The 18,813-nt window shown below is 70.0% G+C and carries 15 protein-coding genes; 7 read left to right on the top strand and 8 right to left on the bottom strand.

The window, feature by feature from the left end:
• Positions 1-193 precede the first annotated feature (193 nt).
• The 6 genes from VD659_RS01460 (at position 194) to VD659_RS01435 (ending at position 8,784) form a co-directional block, all read left to right on the top strand.
• Positions 194-1,090 carry a hypothetical protein gene (locus VD659_RS01460; RefSeq protein ID WP_423259374.1) on the top strand — a complete coding sequence of 299 codons (897 nt, stop codon included), beginning with the start codon at positions 194-196 and terminating at the stop codon, positions 1,088-1,090.
• A gap of 8 nt (positions 1,091-1,098) precedes the next feature.
• The gene (locus VD659_RS01455) at positions 1,099-2,976 is read left to right on the top strand and encodes a methyltransferase domain-containing protein (protein ID WP_423259373.1); all 1,878 of its coding nucleotides are present in this window, start codon (positions 1,099-1,101) and stop codon (positions 2,974-2,976) included.
• Positions 2,977-3,005: 29 nt separating this feature from the next.
• Positions 3,006-3,617: a dTDP-4-dehydrorhamnose 3,5-epimerase family protein gene (locus VD659_RS01450; protein WP_423259372.1), complete on the top strand. Its 612-nt coding sequence runs from the start codon at positions 3,006-3,008 to the stop codon at positions 3,615-3,617.
• A complete protein-coding gene (gene rfbA, locus VD659_RS01445; protein WP_423259371.1) occupies positions 3,617-4,486 on the top strand; it encodes a glucose-1-phosphate thymidylyltransferase RfbA in 870 nt (289 codons plus the stop codon). The genes VD659_RS01450 and rfbA overlap by 1 nt, the downstream gene beginning before the upstream one ends.
• A gap of 77 nt (positions 4,487-4,563) precedes the next feature.
• The gene (locus VD659_RS01440; RefSeq protein ID WP_423259370.1) at positions 4,564-6,999 is read left to right on the top strand and encodes a cell wall-binding repeat-containing protein; all 2,436 of its coding nucleotides are present in this window, start codon (positions 4,564-4,566) and stop codon (positions 6,997-6,999) included.
• A gap of 150 nt (positions 7,000-7,149) precedes the next feature.
• Entirely contained in the window at positions 7,150-8,784 is a 1,635-nt protein-coding gene (locus tag VD659_RS01435; protein ID WP_423259369.1) for a cell wall-binding repeat-containing protein, read from the top strand.
• 222 nt (positions 8,785-9,006) lie between these two features.
• Here VD659_RS01435 and VD659_RS01430 read toward each other — a convergent pair whose 3' ends face one another.
• Positions 9,007-9,492, bottom strand: coding sequence for a tetratricopeptide repeat protein (locus VD659_RS01430; protein WP_423259368.1), 486 nt, complete (start codon positions 9,490-9,492; stop codon positions 9,007-9,009).
• 137 nt (positions 9,493-9,629) lie between these two features.
• Between VD659_RS01430 and VD659_RS01425 the strand changes: the two genes are divergently transcribed.
• Positions 9,630-11,222 (top strand): DUF222 domain-containing protein, encoded by a 1,593-nt coding sequence (locus VD659_RS01425; protein ID WP_423259366.1) that lies wholly within the window; start codon positions 9,630-9,632, stop codon positions 11,220-11,222.
• Here the strand turns inward: VD659_RS01425 and VD659_RS01420 are convergent.
• From VD659_RS01420 to VD659_RS01390, 7 genes are all read right to left on the bottom strand, one after another.
• Positions 11,185-11,973, bottom strand: a complete 789-nt coding sequence (locus VD659_RS01420; protein ID WP_423259364.1) for a glycosyltransferase family 2 protein — start codon at positions 11,971-11,973, stop codon at positions 11,185-11,187. The two genes, VD659_RS01425 and VD659_RS01420, sit on opposite strands and share 38 nt — an antisense overlap.
• Complete coding sequence (locus VD659_RS01415) at positions 11,970-12,965, bottom strand: NAD-dependent epimerase/dehydratase family protein (protein WP_423259362.1); 996 nt, start codon at positions 12,963-12,965, stop codon at positions 11,970-11,972. Before VD659_RS01415 ends, VD659_RS01420 begins: the two co-directional genes overlap by 4 nt.
• Positions 12,955-14,157, bottom strand: a complete 1,203-nt coding sequence (locus tag VD659_RS01410; protein ID WP_423259360.1) for a glycosyltransferase family 2 protein — start codon at positions 14,155-14,157, stop codon at positions 12,955-12,957. Before VD659_RS01410 ends, VD659_RS01415 begins: the two co-directional genes overlap by 11 nt.
• 103 nt (positions 14,158-14,260) lie before the next feature.
• Positions 14,261-15,166: a glycosyltransferase family 2 protein gene (locus tag VD659_RS01405; RefSeq protein WP_423259358.1), complete on the bottom strand. Its 906-nt coding sequence runs from the start codon at positions 15,164-15,166 to the stop codon at positions 14,261-14,263.
• Complete coding sequence (locus tag VD659_RS01400) at positions 15,163-16,326, bottom strand: glycosyltransferase family 4 protein (protein WP_423259356.1); 1,164 nt, start codon at positions 16,324-16,326, stop codon at positions 15,163-15,165. Before VD659_RS01400 ends, VD659_RS01405 begins: the two co-directional genes overlap by 4 nt.
• 127 nt (positions 16,327-16,453) lie before the next feature.
• Positions 16,454-17,551, bottom strand: coding sequence for a glycosyltransferase family 2 protein (locus VD659_RS01395; protein WP_423259355.1), 1,098 nt, complete (start codon positions 17,549-17,551; stop codon positions 16,454-16,456).
• 40 nt (positions 17,552-17,591) lie between these two features.
• The gene (locus VD659_RS01390) at positions 17,592-18,812 is read right to left on the bottom strand and encodes an ABC transporter ATP-binding protein (protein ID WP_423259353.1); all 1,221 of its coding nucleotides are present in this window, start codon (positions 18,810-18,812) and stop codon (positions 17,592-17,594) included.
• Between the last annotated feature and the right edge of the window lies 1 nt (position 18,813).

The raw sequence follows: 18,813 nt of genomic DNA, 5'->3' as shown, positions 1-18,813 counted from the left end.
TCTAAATTGTTCTCCCGCACCGAACTCCGCGATCGCGCCATCCGCCCAGAGTAGCCGCACGCGTTGGGACTTGTGGTCCCAACGCGATCGGAGCTGGGGCCGTACCATGAGAGCGCGTTTGCGCAACATGGACTAATCGGCAGCCGTCGACTAGCGTTGCTGCCGGGACAGGCGGAGTGGGCCGAAAGTGAGAATGAGCGAGTTCACCAGCATCACCGTGCAGTCCGTGTTGTTCCACACTCCGCCGGAGGCGCTTTACCGCAGCCTGGAGAGTCTCGACCGGGCGTCACAGCTCGCCCAAGGCGCCGGCGAGCACGGCGTCGTGCATGTGGCCTACGGCGACTGCTCGCCATCGCCCACGTTCTCGGGCGGCGAGCTCGACGAGCTCGTCCAGCGCTTTCCCGGAATCGGCCGCGTGAGCTATCAGTACTTCGGTGAGAACCTCGGCCACGGCGGTGCGCAGAACCGCCTGGCCACATCCGCGGAGACCGAGCTGATGGTGACCGCCAACCCCGATGTGATCGTGTCGCGCCGCACGCTCGGCCTCTTGACGAAGGTGCTCGATGACCCGACGGTCGGTGTCGCGGAAGCGAAGCAGCTTCCCCTCGAACACCCGAAGGACTACGACGAGCTGACCGGCGCTACGTCGTGGGCTTCCGGCGCCTTCTCTATGTTCCGGGTGCGCGAATTCCTCGAGATCGGCGGGTTCGACCACTCCTCGTTCTTCATGTACGGCGATGACGTCGACTTGTCCTGGCGCTATCGTCACCGCGGCTACCGGGTGATCTTCCAACCGGCCGCAGCGGTCTTCCATGACAAGAGGCTGGGCCCGGACGGCGAATGGTTGGCCTCCGGCACTGAGCGCTACTTCTCGGCCGAGTCGGCTTTGTTCCTGGCCTACAAGTGGTCGCGAGACGACGTGCTCGAGCGACTGCTGGAGGCGATGACCGACTTCCCGGATGCGACGATCCAGAAAGCCGTTGCCACATTTCTGCGCCGTCGCGACGCGGATGACCTCCCCGAACGGTTGGACCCCGAGGGGAAGACGGCTGAATTCGTCGACGGAAACTATGCGGTGCATCGATGGTGAGTATTCCTGTGACTGAGCGCAAATACGACAACGCCTACTCGGCGGAGAATCTCTATGGTCACGCGATGGCCTTGCTGCGGGATCACGCCGACCCTGCTGCCGGCGACGCCATCCACCTCGACATCGCCTGTGGCTACGGCGCCATCGCCGAGGTCGTGGAGGCGGAGCTCGGGCTCCGCTATGTGGGAGTCGACATCGACGAACCGGCCGTCGAGGCACTGCGAAAGCGCGGCTTCGAGGCGCACGGTGCGAGCCTCGCCGAGCCGGGCACGGTGCTCGCCGCGCTCCGGCGGATCGTGGCCGGGCGGTCGGTGGCGTCGATCACCGTGCTCGACGGGCTCGAGCACTTCCCGGACGGCACGGAACTGCTCGCCGCCCTTCGTGCTCTTCTCGCGGAGAACAGCGCCGTGGTCGTTTTCAGCATCCCGAACGTCACGCACCGCGACGTCGGGTACAAGCTCGCGCTTGGCAGCTGGGAGTACACCAGCACCGGCCTGCTCGACAACACGCACGTGCGCCTGTTCGGCGAGCTCGAACTGGAGAGAGTGCTGCGCGCTGCGGGCCTGCACCGGGTGGGCCGGAACGACTTTCTGCTCTCCCGCAGTGATCAGCACTACCCGATAGGGCATCCGGTGCTCCAGCCCGGAACCACGATCAACCAGTTCTTCAACGAGCTGCGGGATCAGGCAGAGCCCAACGGACGGGTGAATCAGTTCGTCTGGGCGTGCGTGCCCGGCCCCGCCCGTGAGTCGAGCTCGGCGAGCGCCCCCGCAGCTCCGACCGCCGATCCCTTCCTCTCCGTGGTCGTGCGCACCCAGGGCCGGCGACCCGCCGAAATCGAGGAGACGCTGCTCTGCCTCGCGGGGCAGACGAACACCGACTTCGAAGTCGTGGTGATCGCGCACAACGTGGATGTCGCCACCCAGATCCAGATCGAGGGAGCCATAGAGGGTTTGCCCGACTGGCTCCGGGCCGCGAGCAAGCTCGTGCTCGTCGACCACGGTAATCGCGCGACGTTGCTGAATACCGGGCTCGACGAGGCCCGAGGCCGCTACGTGGTGGCGCTCGACGACGACGACCTCGTGTTTGCCCATTGGGTGGAGTCATTCGCCACGTTGGAGAAGAAGTATCCCGGGCGGGTGCTGCGGAGCGTCTGCGGCCGTCAGGAGAGCGACCGTGTCGCGGTGCGGCAGGGCGCGGGCACACGGGCTGAATCCGCGGTCTCGATGATCTACGCCAAGGAGTTCTCGTTCATCGAGCACCTCTCGCTGAACAGCAGCCCGTTCATGTCGGTGGCCCTGCCGCGGGCACTCTCGCGTGATCTCGGCATCCGCTTCGACGAATCGCTGACGACCACGGAGGACTGGGACTACCTGCTGCGTGCCGTCTCCACTGTCGGGGTCGCCGATTCCGGGCGCTTGACCGCGATCTACCGCGGCTGGGCGGCACAGGAGAGCTCGATCACGGAGCACGTGCGCGAGGAATGGCTGCTCAACCAGTACGCCGTCGACCGCAAGATCGACTCGCAGCCGATCCTGCTGCCGGCCGGGGAGACCCGCGCCATCCGCCGGCTGGTGCGCGAACGGCAGACACCGCCACCGCCACCACCTGCTCTGGAGCCGGTGCCGGAGCGCGATGTCGACGCCGAGATCAACGAACGACTCCGGGAGCGCGACGCCCTGCACCACCGGCTCGTGAGCCTGCTCGAGTCCCGATCATGGAGAGCTAGCGGTGCGATGCGGGCCGTCGGCGTGTTGACCGGCCGCGGGCGCCCGATCAAGGCGAGCGCGGTTCTGCTGATGACCAACGATGAGCTGCGCGCCGTCATCGAGTCGATCGAGTCCTCGCGATCATGGAAATGGACGAAAGCACTCCGTCGCGGCTGAAGCCCGCCGGGTTGGTTAGACTCGGGGGCGTGCAATTTCGCGAACTGAGCATCCCAGACAGCTACGAGATCACGCCGAAGCAGTTCGGCGACGACCGGGGCGTGTTCCTCGAGTGGTACCGCTTCGACAAGCTCGAGGCCGAGATCGGTCACTCGATCGACCTGGCGCAGGCGAACACCTCGGTGTCGAAGCGGGGTGTGGTGCGCGGCATCCACTTCGCCGACATCCCGCCGTCGCAGGCGAAGTACGTCACGGCCACGCACGGGGCGGTGCTCGATTTCGTGATCGACATCCGGGTGGGGTCGCCGACCTTCGGGCAGTGGGACTCGGTGCTGCTGGACGACAAGGATCGCCGGGGCATCTATCTCGCCGAGGGTCTCGGGCACGCGTTCGTGGCGTTGACCGACGACGCGACGGTCTCCTACCTGGTGACCTCGACCTTCGCCGCGGAGCGCGAGCACGGCATCAACCCTCTCGACGAGGAGGTGGGGCTGGTGTTCCCGGAGGTGGCGGGCGAGTTGCTGCTGTCGCCGAAGGACACGGATGCGCCGGGTCTGTCGGAGGCGGCGGCGAGCGGCCTGCTCCCCACTTGGGACGAGGCGCGCGCGTTCTACGCCTCGCTGAACGAGAAGGGCCGCTGATGCGCGGGATCATCCTGGCCGGCGGTTCGGGCACCCGGTTGTGGCCGATCACGAAGGGCATCTCGAAGCAGTTGATGCCGATCTACGACAAGCCGATGGTGTACTACCCCTTGTCGACGCTGATGATGGCGGGCATCAACGAGATCCTGATCATCACGACGCCCGAGTACAACGAGCAGTTCAAGGCGCTGCTGGGCGACGGCAGCGAGTTGGGCATCCGGCTCGAGTACGCGGTGCAGCCCTCGCCCGACGGCCTCGCGCAGGCGTTCATCATCGGTGAGGAGTTCATCGGCGACGAGTCGGTGGCGCTCGTGCTGGGCGACAACATCTTCCACGGGGTGGGGCTCGGTTCGTCGTTGCGGGGCAACGGCGAGATCGAGGGGGCACGGATCTTCGCGTACCATGTGGCCGAGCCGCGCGCCTACGGGGTGGTGGAGTTCGATGAGAACTTCACGGCGCTCTCGATCGAGGAGAAGCCGGCCCAGCCGAAGTCGAACTACGCGGTTCCCGGCCTGTACTTCTACGACAACTCGGTGGTGGAGATCGCGAAGTCGATCGAGCCGTCGGCGCGCGGTGAGCTCGAGATCTCGACGGTGAACGAGCGTTATCTCGAGCGCGGTGACCTGCACGTTCAGGTGCTGGACCGGGGCACGGCGTGGCTGGACACGGGCACCTTCGAGTCGATGATGCAGGCCTCGGAGTACGTGCGGGTGATCGAGGACCGTCAGGGCTTCAAGATCGGCTGCATCGAGGAGATCGCGTGGCGCGCGGGCTGGATCGACACCCCGCAGCTCGCGAAGCTCGCCGCTCCGCTCGTGAAGAGCGGCTACGGCGCCTACCTCGAGACCCTGATCGCCGCCTCCGCCTGAGGCGCCTTGCTCGGCGGAGTCGGCCGGGGCGCGCGTGGCGACCCGGGCTCCGGGAGGCCTGCCCGTAGCGTGGACGGGTGCGAGCTCATCCGTCTTCCTCCGCCCGTCTCTTAGCGCTCGGCCTGAGCGCGCTCGTCGCGGCGGGTGTGGTCGCGGGCCCCGCCTTCGGGGCACAGGCGGCGACCTCGACGACGACGGCGGCGCAGACGGCCGCGGCGGCCACGGCATCCGCCCCGGCCGACTCCACGCCTCCTCCGGTCGAGCTCCCCGCTGACCCGCCGCGCATGTCCGACTACTCCGCCGGGCAATTCTCGGCGCAGGCCGCCGAACTCCCGGCCGAGCTCTCGACCGCCGTCGCGCGCGACCTCGGCGAGACCCCGGAGCAGTACCTCGCCCGCACCGCCGCGGCCGTCGACGCCTCCGATGTCGTGGCCGCCCTGCAATCGAGCGGGATGCCCGTGCTCGGTTCGCGCCTCGACGGCACCTCTCTCGTGGTCAACGTCGCGAACGAGACGGATGCGCAGACCGTGCGCTCCCTCGGCGCCACCGCCGAACTCGGGGCGCCGGCGACCCCCGACTACTCCGGTGCCACGCTGAACGCGCTCGCCGACGCCCCGCCGCCGCTCGTGGGCGGTCAGGGCTTCCAGTTCCTCTCCAGCGGCTACACCTGGGTGTGCTCCGTGGGCTTCACCGGCCGCTACAAGCCCTACCCGCAGCCGCAGTTCGTGACGAGCGGGCACTGCATCGAGCCCGAGCACAGCGGCGACACCTACTACTACGAGTCGAAGCAGGCCTCGGCCGGCACGGGCTACTCCCGCGGCTCCATCATCGGCGCTCCGCTGCCCACCCAGTACAAGTTCGGCGGCGGCTCCGACGTGGGAGCCGTCGCGATCTCGCCCTCCTGGAACCCACTGCCGCAGGTCTCGACCTGGGGCGGGGGCGCCGGCGCGATCACCGACGGCACCCCGGTGACCGTCACCGACATGACCACCGGCATCGTGGGTTCGCCCCTCTGCAAGTCGGGCCGCACGACGGGCTGGACCTGCGGCACCATCCTCGTCGTCGACGAGTCGTACCCCGTCTACAACCGCGCCGGCACCCCGCAGTACGTCAACCTCACGCTCACCGACGTCTGCATGCTGCCCGGCGACAGCGGGGCAGCCGCTCTGATCGGCACCGCGGCCTTCGGCATCGGTTCGGCCGGCGACTACACCGGAAGCTGCGACCGCTCCGGTCAGCCCGACGCCATCACCGCGTTCTTCCCGCTCGTCACGGCGAACGGCAGCCCGAGCGTGAGCTCCACCCTGCCCGACTGGGAGCTCGGCGTGCAGCTGGCGCAGCCGACGTACGTGCGCCCGTCGTTCGTGGGCGACAGCATCAGGGGCACCCTGGCGAACAGCGGGCCGCGACACCGCGTGATCGTCACGATCGACAGCTCGGTCTACAGCGCGACGCCGGATGCCTCGGGCGCGTGGTCGGTGCCCGTTCCGGCAGCGATGCAGACCGGCTCGCACACCTTCACGGTCGGCTCGAAGTGGGGAGACGTCACCACCTCGCCCGTCGTCACCGACAGCTTCCAGCTGCAGGCGAGGCCCGCGGTCGAGCGCATCGACGGTGCGACCCGCTTCGACGTGGCGCTCGCGGTGTCGCAGCGCGCGTACCCGGGCACCGCATCCGTCGTGTACATCGCGAACGGCGGCAACTACCCGGATGCGCTCAGCGCGGCCCCGGCTGCCGTGAAGCAGGGCGGTCCGCTGCTGCTCACCACGGCCGACCAGGTGCTTCCCTCGGTCGCCTCCGAGATCTCGCGCCTGAAGCCGTCGACCATCGTCATGGTGGGCGGGGTGAACTCCCTCTCGGATGCCGTGCGGGCGCAGTTGCAGAATCTCGCGCCCACGGTCACCCGGCTCGACGGCGCCGACCGTTTCGCGGCGTCCCGGTCGGTCGCCGCGTACGCGTTCGGAACCGGCACGGGAACGGGTGCGAGCGCCGGCAAGACCTTCGTCGCGACGGGCCTGAACTTTCCCGACGCCCTCTCCGCCGGCTCCGCCGCGGCGTCGCAGCGTGTGCCGATCACGCTCGTGAACGGGCAGGCCTCCGCGGCCGACCAGGCCACCCTCGACCTCTTCCGGAGCATCGGCGTCTCGAAGGTCACCATCGCGGGCGGCCCGAACTCCGTCTCCACCGGCATCCAGAACTCGCTCGGCTCGATCGGGCCGGTCGACCGCCTCACGGGCGCCGACCGCTTCGCCGCCTCGCAGGCCATCAACCGCTCGGCCTACAGCTCGAGCGCGACGGTGTACCTCGCGACGGCCTACAACTACCCCGATGCGCTGGCCGGCGGCGTGCTGGCCGGCACGGGCGCGGCGCCGCTCTACATCGTGCCCGCCGACTGCGTGCCGCGCGGGGTGATCTCGGATCTCGCGGCCCTGAAGGCGAGCAAGGTGGTGCTGCTCGGCGGGGTGAACTCACTGAACGGCTCCGTGTCGAGCCTCACCGCCTGCGCCTGGTAGCGCCCTCCGCAGAAGCCGGGTATCCGTGCTGTGGCGGCCGTTGTACCGCTGAAACCTCGCCGGGGCTAGGCTGAACGCGTTCGGTCGCGCTAGTCCATCGGGGGATGGTTCATGCACCTTCGTACGGTACGGGTATCCATAATTTCCATAGTGAGTGTTCTGGCGGTGGTCCTGGGTGGGGTCCTCGCCTCTCCGGCGAGCCCGGCGTACGCCGGTACGCAGGAGGACGGGGTCTATGACCTCGTGAATGCCCAGCGGGTGCAGGCGAGTCTGCCGATGCTCATCCGCGACCCGCAGATCGAGGCCGCGGCGGAGGAGTGGGCCAACTACATGGGCACGCTCGACCCACCGCTCACGCACAGCACGAGCGAGTGGCGGGCCTCCCGCCTCCCGGCCGGCTGGCGGGCGAACGGGGAGAACATCGCCATCGGCCAGACCTCGTCGGCGCAGGTCATGACCGACTGGATGAACTCGGCCGGGCACCGCGCGAACATCCTCGACGGGCGGTTCACCCGCATCGGCATCGGCTATGCGGAGACCGGCAAGGGGCGCATGTGGGTGCAGATCTTCGCGGGCTACAGCGGTGACGTGGCGCCGACGACGCAGCCGCTGAACCCCACGCCCACTCCCACGATCTCGGGCACTCCGGCCGTGGCCCAGACGCTCACGGCGTCGGCCGGCACCTGGGGGCCCGGGCCCGTGTCGCTGAGCTACCAGTGGAACGTCGGTGGCGCCTCGGTGCCGGGCGCCACCCTCGACAGCTACCTGCCCGATCAGTCGGCTGTGGGCCGGACCGTCACCGTGACGGTCACCGGGTCGCGGCAGGGCTATGCCTCGGCGAGCCGCACGAGTGCGCCGACAGGGGCCGTCACGAGTTCCTTCACCACCGGCCGGGTGTCGGGTGCCGACCGCTACGAGGTCGGGGTCGCCGTTGCCGCGCGGGCCTATCCGGGCGGAGCGCCCGTGGTCTACGTGGCCACCGGCACCAACTATCCGGATGCGCTGAGCGCGGGCCCTGCTGCCGCCGCCCAGGGCGGGCCGCTGCTCCTGACGTCCCCGGATGCGCTGCCCGCGTCGGTCGCCGCGGAGATCGCGGCGCTGCATCCCTCCACCATCGTGATCGTGGGAGGAACCGCATCCGTGTCGCCTGCGGTGGAGGGTGCCCTGCGCGGCCTGGCTCCCACCGTCACACGGCTGAGTGGCGCCGACCGCTTCGAGGCCTCGCGAGCCATCGTGAATTACGCCTTCCAGGCCTCGGGGGCATCGACGGCCTACGTGGCGACCGGATTGAACTTTCCCGACGCGCTCTCGGCGGGCGGTGCCGGTGGGCACACGAAGAGCCCGGTGCTGCTGGTGAACGGGCAGGCCTCGGGGGCCGACGCGGCCACCACGGCGACGCTGCTCGGGCTGCACACGCAGAGCGTGAAGGTGGCCGGGGGCCCGGCATCCGTCAGCAACGGCATCGCCACCTCGCTCTCCCTCGTGGGCTCGGTGACGCGGCTCTCGGGCGACGACCGCTACGCCGCGTCGGTGGCGATCAACCGCGACGCCTACAGCTCGGCGTCGCGGGCCTACCTGGCCACCGGTGTGACCTTTCCTGACGCCCTCTCGGGCTCGGCACTCGCCGGCGCGGAGGGCGCGCCGTTGTTCGTGGTGCCGCCGGACTGCGTGCCGCGGGCGGTGCTCTCGAGCCTGCGCGATCTCGGCGTGACCGACGTGCAGCTCATCGGCGGCCCGGCGTCGCTCTCGGCGGCGGTGCAGAACCTGACCGCCTGCGCCTGGTGAGCGAGGGTTCGGGAGCGGTGCTCTCGAACATCCCTACCGGGTATCTGCTGAGGTGAACTCCTCCGGTGGAAGATCGCGGGCGGCATATGGATGTGTCGGGCGTGCGGCCGGCAAACGAGCGTGACGGCGGGCCGCGGCTGGGCCGAGTACGGCTCGAGCCAAGCCTCGGCGAGACTTTGCACCTGGTCAGCTTCGCACAGCGTGTCTCGAGCGCTGAATCGGTCAGTGTTCGGTGAGGGCTTTGGCGTATGCCGATACCGAACGGTTGTATCGGGGAAGGGTCGGTTCGACGGCCTCAATAGCGACGCGGAGCGCCTCGTCGTAGTGACCGGCGCTGTGAAGTGCGAGCGCGAGAAAAACCTTCGGCGCCGCCCCGGTGCTGGGATGCTCGCTTGCGTCGCGGAGCATTGCAATCGCCTCGTCGATGCGGCCGAGGTTCCGGAGGGTCGAGGCGTGTTGCACGACCAATTGCGCGGCCCGGTCGGGGTCCACGATGTCGAGACCGGCCGTCGTCGCGGCGGCGTAGTGGACGGCGGCCTCCGCCTCGTCGCCGGCGGAGTCGAAAGCACCGCCGAGTTCGAACTCGCCTATCGCTGGGTGCGGGGCTGCCTCGGCGAGGCCCTTCATGTCGTCGATCCGCTGCTGGTCGGTGACGGTGTCGTCAACCCAAAGCGCGGCGACACGGTGTTCCCACTCTTCTGTCTTCATCTATTCAGACTATTGGCCACATCGAGGCGCCCGCCAGGCGGCCAGTCAGTAGGCAATATGCACTTGCTCTCAGCAGATACCCGAACATCCGTTCTATTAAGCGAGCATTCTTCGGGTTAATTTGATAGAATATCAGTATGCCCCTCCCCTCCCGCCTCGATGAGGTCTTCGCCGAGCTCGGGGTGATTCTCGGGGTCGACCTGGCCGGTCTTTCCGACACCGATGTGCTGGGTGATCTGGCGGCTGTCGAGCGGGTGGGGCGGCTGGTCGATGCGGCGCGGGTGCGGTTCGCGGGCGAGGTCGGTGCCCGTTCCCGGGCCGAGCTGGGTGATGAGGGCTTGTCGCGATCACAGAACTTCACGAGCCCCGCGAAGCTGGTGTCGGCGGTGACGGGTGCGTCGGTGTCGGAGTGTCAGGCCCGGTTGAAATTCGGTGCCCGGTTGCGGGGCGCTCTGCTCCTGGGTGGGGTGGTCGGGCGGGAGCCGTTCCCGTGCGTATCGGAGGCGTTGGGTCGGGGCGTGTTGGCGGTGGAGGCGGCCGAGGCGATCGTGCGGCACTGCCTGACCCTGGCCGAGCGGGGCCTGGGCCCGGATGTCGTGGCCGACGCCGAGCGCACCCTCGTCGACGAGACCATCGCCGGCCGCCTCACGGCCGATCAGACCGGCAAGCTCGCGCTGCACCTGCGTGAGCTCCTCGATTCCGATGGGGCGGAACCTCGCGCAGAGCGGCAGCAGCAGTTGCGCTTCCTCACATTCGCGTGGTCGGCCGATGGGATGCTCCGGGGGCGCTTCGCCCTCACTCCGGACCAAGCGGCCGTGTGGGTGGGCAGCATGCAGGTCTTGCAGAGCCCTCGGGCGACGGGTCCGCGATTCGCCGCCGATCCGGCTGGCGCTGCGGAGAGTCGAGACGGCGGTGCGACTTCAGCCGAGCCCGACGAGCACGCCGTCGCAGAGAACCGGGTCGCTGCCGCGGACTCGGTGGCCGCTGAGGGTCGAGCTGCCGCGAGTGACGCGGCAGCTTCCGTGGGCGGCACGACCGCCCGCACGGCGGAAGACGAAGCCGTGGCCACTGCGGCGCTCGGCGATGCCCGCACGGCGGGGCAGAAGAATGTCGACACCCTCACCGAACTCCTCACTCGTGCGGCGGCTGCTCCTGAGATGCCGCGGCTGGGCGGGTCGGCGACGACGGTGAATGTGCACGTCACGCTCGCCGACCTCGAGGAAGGCCGCGGGATGGGCTGGATCGACGGGATCACCGAACCCGTGCCGGCGTCCACGATCGCGCAGTTGCGCTGCCATTCCGCCACGGCCGCGACGGTCTTCGGTGACCACGGGGAGGTCCTCCACCACGGCAAGACCCGCCGGCTGTTCAGCCCGGCTCAGAACCGGGCCCTCGCCGCCCGCGACGGTGGTTGCGTGTGGGGCGACTGCGACCGGCCGCCTTCCTGGTGCGAAACCCATCACGTCACCGAATGGGTCTCCGAGAACCACCCGCCGGGCCGCACCGATATCGGCAACGGGGTGCTGCTGTGCCACTTCCACCACAGCCACCTCCACAGATCTTCGTGGGCCCTGATAATGCGCGGCGGAGTCCCGCACCTCGTCCCACCGGCCTGGGTCGACGTCGGCCAGACACCGATCCCCACCACCAGACGCCGCACCACCCTGGGATCCCACGCGGTCGGCACAGCGCTCAGAGGGCGCGCAGGGAGCGGTAGAACTCGCGCTTGAGGTCGCCGAGGTTGTGGTGCTGGTTGGTCTCGGCGAGAACGAACTCGACCTCGACGGGGAGCTTGGCGAGCCGGTAGCCGGCGCGCGTCACGAAGAAGGTGAACCACACGTCGTCGAGCAACCAGTAACGTTGCGGCAACTCGGTGAAGAAGCGGTCGTCGAGGAAGATCTCGGACGAACAGATCATGCCGCCCGGGCCCACATGGTGGACCCGGTCGCCGACGCCCGCGGGCGTGCGGTCGAAGTAGTCGCCGGTCTCCGGGTTCACGGTGAAGGCCCACCAGGCGTGCACCGTCTTCGGCTCGTACAGCGAGAGCGCGGTGCTCACGAAGTCGGGGCGGATGTCCTCGTCGTCGTCGACCACCACGATCGGGCCGGGCCCCTTCGTGGCGGCGAGCATCCGCGCCCAGTAGAAGCGGGCGATCGAGCCGAGGTTGTAGGGCGTGCGCACCAGACGGATGGAGGTGACTGCGCCCCGCGCCTCGAACTCGCGGATGACGAAGCGGTAGTAGGTGTGGTCGACCTTGTTGTTGTTCCACAGGTAGACGGCGATGCCCGGCGTGCCGGTCTGGGCATCCAGGCTCTCGAGCATCGCCCGCAGCCGCTCGGGGCGGTTCCAGAGGCACATCAGCACCGGGATCTCGGCTCCGTTCTCACCCATCACGAGCTCGTCGGAGGGCGTGAACCGCCCGTCGAGCAGCCGACGGCGGATGCGGGACTTCGCGCGTTCTTCGAGCCAGTTGCGGATCATCGCTCGCCTTCCCCGTGCATCCACTCGATCGTGGCCCGGAGCCCCTCGGCCAGCGGGATCGGCCGGAGCCCGGGAAAGAGCTCGGCCAGTCTGCGGCCCTCGGCCTGCGAGTGCAGGATGTCGCCCGTGCGCGCCGGGGCGAACTCGATGTCGATGGGTCGCCCGAGTGCGGTCGCGAGCTCGTGCACCAGCTCGAGCAGGCTGGTGCGCACTCCGAAGCCGAGGTCGACCGGCTCGTCGTGGGCCACCCGCCGCACCACGGCATCCGCGATCACCTCGGCGACCGACTCGACGTAGGTGAAATCGCGCGACTGCTCGCCGGTGCCGAAGATCGTGACCGCGCCGCCGTCGAGGGTCCGCTCGAGAAAGGCGGGCACCACCGCGGGGTAGGCCGCCCCGGCGTTCTGGCGCGGGCCGAAGACGTTGAAGAAGCGGAAAGCGAGCACTGGCAGCCCGTAGCTGCGCTGCCAGGTGAGCGCGTAGCTCTCGGCGGCGAGCTTCGTGGCGCCGTACGGGCTCTCGGTGCGCGGGCGCAGCCCCTCGTGCTTGGGCAGCTCCGGGCCGGAGCCGTAGACCGACGAGGAGGAGGCGATCACGGTGTGCACGAGCCCGGCCGCGCGGGCAGCCTCGAGAACCGTGAGGGTGCCGGTGACGTTCACGCGGTGCACCTCGAGCGGCCGGTCCAGCGACTCCTGCACCGAGGCGATCGCGGCGAGGTGCACGACCGCGTCGACGCCGGCCATCGACTGCGCGAGCAGGGGTTCGTCGAGCACCGAACCCTCGATCAGGGTCGCCGGGACGCCGCTCAGGTTCGCGGGATCGCTGGAGGAGAAGTCGTCGAGCGCGACGATCTCGGTTCCGGGCCGGCGGGCGAGCACACGGCACACCGCGCTCCCGATGAACCCGGCGCCCCCGGTCACGAGCACGCGCAGCGGCCGGTCGAGCGGGTGCCGGAGCGTCGGCGCCGTGCCCGCAGAAGCCTCAGCCGGCACGGCGCACGATCCGTCGCAGCTTCCGCCCGGCCCGCACCTCGAAGCGGCCCGAGAGCTGCTCGAGCGAGGTCTCCAGGCTCTTGGCGTGCACCTCGGTGAGCCGCTGCCGTTCGGTGAGGGTGAGCACCTCGCCCAGCAGATGGTTCTTCTCGCCGATCAGTAGCTCCTTCTCGGCCTCGAGGGCGTCGTAAACGGCCTGCATCGCCGCACTCTGCTCCTCGAGATCGGCCAGGCGCTTCTCCTCGGCAGCGGTCGAGGCCGCGAACGAGCGGGCCTCCGCGTCGCGCAGGGCCGGCGCGAAACGCTCGAACAGAGTGAGCGTCTCGGGGTCTAGCGGCGCATCCGGCTCCGGCGAGGCGAGGTACTCGGCGAGAACCCGGTCTTCGACGAAGTGCCCGGCGGCGAGGCCCGCGGCGAGCTCGCCCGCATCCGGATGGCGCAGCAGGTAGAACGGCAGCAGAGCGCCCGCCTGCAGCCGCGCCCAGTCGCGCATGCCGTGGTGGTGGGGGCTCGGGGTGAGCTCGGGGTTGCTGTCGTAGGCCCGGCCGGCGTTCTCCACCTTCTGGGCGTACTGCTTCCACGAGCGCCACGGCAGGTGCAGCACCTCGATCGCGAGCTCCTCGGGCGGCAGCCCTTGCGAGGCGAGGCTCACGAAATGGTTGCCCTGGATCACCTCAATCGAGGGGTCGCCCACGTGGACGGCGTCGGCCGTAGGGTGGTCGCGCAGCCCCGTTGCCCGCAGCGCGGCCACCGGTCGCTGGTCGCGGTAGACGAGCCGGCCGATGCCGGTTCCGGATGCCGCGGGCGGCCCGGTGAGGTTCGTCACGGGCACGAGGAACGCGGCCAGACTCTTGTCGAGCCGGGTGAACACCTCGCGGAGCGTGAGTGAGCGGTCGACGGGCAGGAAGAACTCGTCGGCATCGGCGTTGATCACCCAGTCGGCGCCGTACATCGTGGCGGCGTCGCGCGCCATCTGCGTGACCACGGGGCTCTGTTGCTTGCGGTGCACGGGGTCGTGGCGCAGGTCGATCAGGCCCTGGTCGGCGTAGCGCTGGAGGATCTCGGCGGTGCCGTCGACCGAGCCGTTGTCGGTGACGATGAGGGTGTCGACGCCCTGGGCGAGGTGATGGTCGATCATCGCGCCGACGATGTCGGCCTCGTCGCGCACCATGAGGGTCATGGCGAGTCTCATCGCGTTCGTCTCCCTGTGCTCGAGTCCTGCGGACGTGACCGGTCGTTCTGCGCCGCAGGGTTCGCTCCCCATACCCTACTGGTCGCCACGACGCCGTCCCCGGTCATCGCGTGGCCTTGCGCCGCACGAGCGCCGAGCGCACGGTGAGGCCCAGGGAGAGGGCGGTGCGAACGGGCCAGCGCAGCGGACCGGAGTACTTGCGGGCGAGAAAGCGTTTGGCGCTGTCGTGATGCGCTTCGAGCATCCGTGCCGCCGAGTCGCCCGTGGTCGAGTGCGCTCCGGTGTGCAGCACGACGGCGTTCGGCTCGTAGACGTTGCGCCGGCCGAGACGGCCGAGCCGGTAGCCGAGGTCGACGTCTTCGAAGTACATGAAGTAGCCGGTGTCGAAGCCGTCGAGGGCGTCGAAGACCTCGCGGCGGATGAGGAAGCACGAGCCCGAGAGCCAGCCGGCGTCCCGGCGCACCGGATGCTCGCCGAGCGGTGGCCGGTAGGCCCGCGTCCACGGGTTGCCGGGCCAGAACGTGCCGAAGATCGCGTGACCGATGCCGTTGCGGAGCGAAGGAACCGGCCGCGCCGAGGGATAGACGCTGCCGTCGGTCTCGACGATCTTCGGGCCGACCGCGCCGGCATCCGGCAGCTCGTCCATCGTGGCGACGAGCGCGTCGACGGCTCCCGGATGCAGCACCACGTCGGGGTTCGAGACCAGGACGAACGGGATTCCGGCGGGCAGCGTGTCGACGACGGCGTTCACGGCGTGGCCGTAGCCGAGGTTGCCGGTCATCGGAACGTAGTGGGCGCCCGCCTCGGCCGTCATCCGCTCGATCGCGGGTCGGGCCGGGGAGTCGGGCTTGTTGTCGGCCACGTACACGGCCACCGCGGTGCCGGAAGCTGCCGCGGGGATCGAGGCCAGGAAGGGCTCGAGCACGGCCGCCGAGTCGTAGCTGACGGTCACGACGGCCACGCGGATGCCGGGGGTGGTGCCGGGTTCGGCGCTCTGCGGGCCGGTCACGCGGCGGCCTCCGTGCGCACTCCGGCGTCGGCGTAGGCCTCGAGGTGCACGCGTGCGCAGGCCTCCCAGGTGAAGTCCGCGGAGCGCACGAGCGCCGCGGCGCCGAGGCGCCGGCGCTCTGCGGGCGCGTCGAGCAGTGCCGAGATCGCGGTGGAGAGCGAGGCCGCGTCAGGCTCGGCGTAGGCCACGGCGTCGCCGCCGACCTCGGGGATGGAGAGCCGGTTCGTGGTGAGCACGGCGGCTCCGCACGACATCGCCTCGAGCACGGGGAGCCCGAAGCCCTCGCCGAGCGAGGGGTAGACCACGAGGGTCGCCCCGCCGAGGAAGGCGGAGAGCTGCTCGAGCGGCAGGTAGCCCGCTTCGATCACGCCGTGCTCGGGCGTGAGTGCGTCGAGCAGGCGGGCGGCGTCGTCGTCCCAGCCGCGCGAGCCCGAGAGCACCAGGCGCGGCGTGGGGGAGCCTTGGGCCAGCCGCTCCGAGCGCACCCGCGCGTAGGCGCGCAACAGCTCCGGCACGTTCTTGCGGGGCTCGATGGTGCCGAGGAAGGCGATCCAGCCCTCCACGGGCGGCAACTCGTGCGCGGCGGCGAACGCCTCCACCGCGCTCGGGGCCGGGCGGGTGAAGACCGCCGGGTCGACGCCGAGGTAGGCCACCCGGATGCGCGCGGCACCGCTGCCGACGGCCTCGCGCACCGCCGTGGCGGTGGCCTCGCTCGGAGCCACCAGAGCGGCGGCGCGGCGCGCGGCGAGCCGGATCCAGGTGGAGAAGAAGGTGCGTTTGAGGCGCGAGTGCACGGCGGGGTCGGTGAAGAAGGTGGCGTCGTGCAGGGTGACCACCCGGCGGGCCCGGGTGACGAGCGGGAAGGTGTAGTGCGGCGAGTGGATGGCCGTCACCCCGAGGCGGCGCGCCAGGACGGGCAGGCCGAGCTGTTCCCAGGCGAACCGCACCGGGCGCATCCGGATGGCCTGGGGTGCCGCATGGTAGCGATGGCCCGCAGCGGCCGCGCGCAGACGCGGGATGTCGGCCGCCTTCGCGACCACGTGCACCGACGTCCCGGCGCTCTCGAGACCCGTGAGCACACCCTCGATGTACCGTGCCACGCCGCCCCACGAGGGCGGCAGAGACGTCGCATCGAGAAGCACGGGGATCGGCTGGCTCACTGAGGGTCCTTGCAGGTGTTCAGGGGCCGAGAGCCCGAATCGAGCAAGCCACCAGCATACCCGCCGGTCTCCGGGAGCCCGGTGTGTGCCGCCGGTGCCGCCAGTGCAGCCGGCGCCGGATGCGCGGTCAGTCGTCGACCAGGAACGCGGCCACGGCGGCGCGCGGGACGGTGGCCGCGTGGTCGACGCGGCGGCGCTCGGCGAGGGCGGCGGGGAGCCCGCGGAGCGCTGCGGCGAAGGAGCGACGACGCCGCCGGGCGTCGGCCGAGGCCCCCGCGGAGCCCCCTGCGCGCAGTGTGGCGCGGGCGGTGGCCGCGGCCGTCCGCGCGAGCGCGGTCAGCGCCACGCGGGCCGGCGCGTGCTGCGCCGCCACGAGCACGCGGTTGCGCTCGTTGTAGAAGCGGAAGGTCTCCGAGCCCGTGCCGCTCGATGCCGCATGGGCGTGGCGCGCGACCGCTTCAGGGGCGAAGCGGATGCGCCAGCCGGCCCGCCGCATCCGCCACGACAGCTGGGTGTCCTCGTAGTACATGAAGAGGGACTCGTCGAAGAGGCCGACCTCCTCGAGCGCGGCGGAACGGAGGGCGGCGGCGCCGCCGGAGAAGCCCAGGACCTCGCCCGCGCCGCGGCCACCCACCGGAGCCGAGGCCGTCGGGCCCACCGGCGCCAGCCAGTCGCGGTCTCGGCCGTTGCCCGAGCGGGTCATCTCGTTGCCGGTGCTGTTGACGAGCTCGACGCCGCCGGCGAGCCGGGCGTCCGAGGCGACACCGACCCAGCGCGTGCCGTCGGCGGCCACGAGGGCGCCGGCTTCCGTCTCGCCGGCCGGCCGGTAGCGCCCCTGCAGCAGGATCCGCGCGGTCACGGCGCCGGTCCGCGCATCCGCCAGCAGCGCACCCACGAGCGAGGCCACGAACGAGGCCTCGGCCTCGGCGTCGTTGTTGAGCAGCACGATCGCGACGGGGTCCCACTCGGCCGCGGCCCGGATGCCGGCGTTCACGCCCGCGCCGAAGCCGCCGTTGCGGCCCGCGTCGACCACGAGATGTTCCGGATGCCGGGAGCGCAGTTCCTCCAGCGAACCGTCGGCCGAACCGTTGTCGACCACCACGATGCGCAGCTCGACCGGCTCTCCGGCGGGTCCGGCGGTGGCGAGGCCCTCCTGCTGCTCGAGTGAGCGCACAGCCGACGAGGTCAGCGCGGGCTGGCGCCAATTGACGACGACAGCAGCCACTCTCACGGGGTCGGCGGCCGGCGAGGAACCCTCGGGCACCTCAGGCCTCGGACGACCCGAGGTCGCGGATCTCCGGCACCGCGTGCAGCAGGCCGACCGCGAGGTCGTAGTAGGGCACGTCGAAGGAGACGGCCTGCGGCACGTCGGCGAGGTGCACTTTCTCGCTGTTCATCAGGGTGGAGTTGATGAAGTACTTGCCGGCACCGAACTGCACGTCGCGCAGCACGAACTCCACTGTGCGCGGTTCACGGAGCCGGCCGAGGTTGACGCCCGTGCGCAGCGAGGCCGATCCCCACACGGGAACGCCCTGTACGTTGTCGATCTGGATGGCCGCGATCCAGTTCTCGATACCGCGCGGGTGCTCGTAGGTCACGCGGACCACGAGGTCGTCTCCCGGCTGCACCGCTTCGCCCTCGGCGCGGCCGTGGGCGTGAACGGTGGTGGAGACGATGCGCCCGTTGTCGACGGGCTCGACCTTCTCGTCGTGCGCGGCATTGTGCGCCTCGACCTCGCCGATGCGGCGCTCCTCGAGCACCTCGCGGAAGTCGCGCACAGCCTCATGGGGTGCCCCGTCGAAAAGCACTTCGCCGCGGTTCAGCAGCACGGCCCGGTCGCAGAACTCCGTGATCTGCCCGAGCGAGTGGGTGACGAGCACGATGGTGCGGCCCTCACGCTGGAAGGATCGGATCTTGTCGAGGCATTTGCGCTGGAAGGCCTCGTCGCCCACTGCGAGCACTTCGTCGACGAGCAGCAGATCGGGGTCGACGTGCACGGCCACCGAAAAAGCGAGCCGCACGTACATGCCGGAGGAATAGAACTTCACCTGGGTGTCGATGAAGTCGCGGATGCCCGAGAACTCCACGATGTCGTCGAAGTAGAGGTCGGTCTGCTTGCGCGAGAGGCCGAGGATGGAGGCGTTCAGGTAGACGTTCTCGCGGCCCGTGAGGTCCTGGTGGAACCCCGCGCCGAGCTCGAGCAGCGCGGCGAGGCGCCCGCGGCGGCGCACGGTGCCGGAGGTGGGCTGGATGATGCCGCCGATGGTCTTGAGCAGTGTCGACTTGCCCGAGCCGTTCGGGCCGATCAGGCCGATGGTCTGGCCCGAATCGATCTCGAGGTCGACGTTCTTCAGCGCCCAGAAGTCCTCTTTGAACTGCTTCGAGCGCCCGGCGTTGACGAGGCGCTCTTTGAGGCTCTTCTCCTTGCGGATGACGAAGCGCTTCGAGACGTCTTTCACCTCGACGACGGGGACATTACCGCTCACT

The sequence above is a fragment of the Herbiconiux sp. 11R-BC genome (genome assembly GCF_049472555.1).
Lineage (GTDB): Bacteria > Actinomycetota > Actinomycetes > Actinomycetales > Microbacteriaceae > Herbiconiux.
Note: the sequence above shows the minus strand (reverse complement) of the source record. Positions and strands in the feature narration are given on the sequence as shown.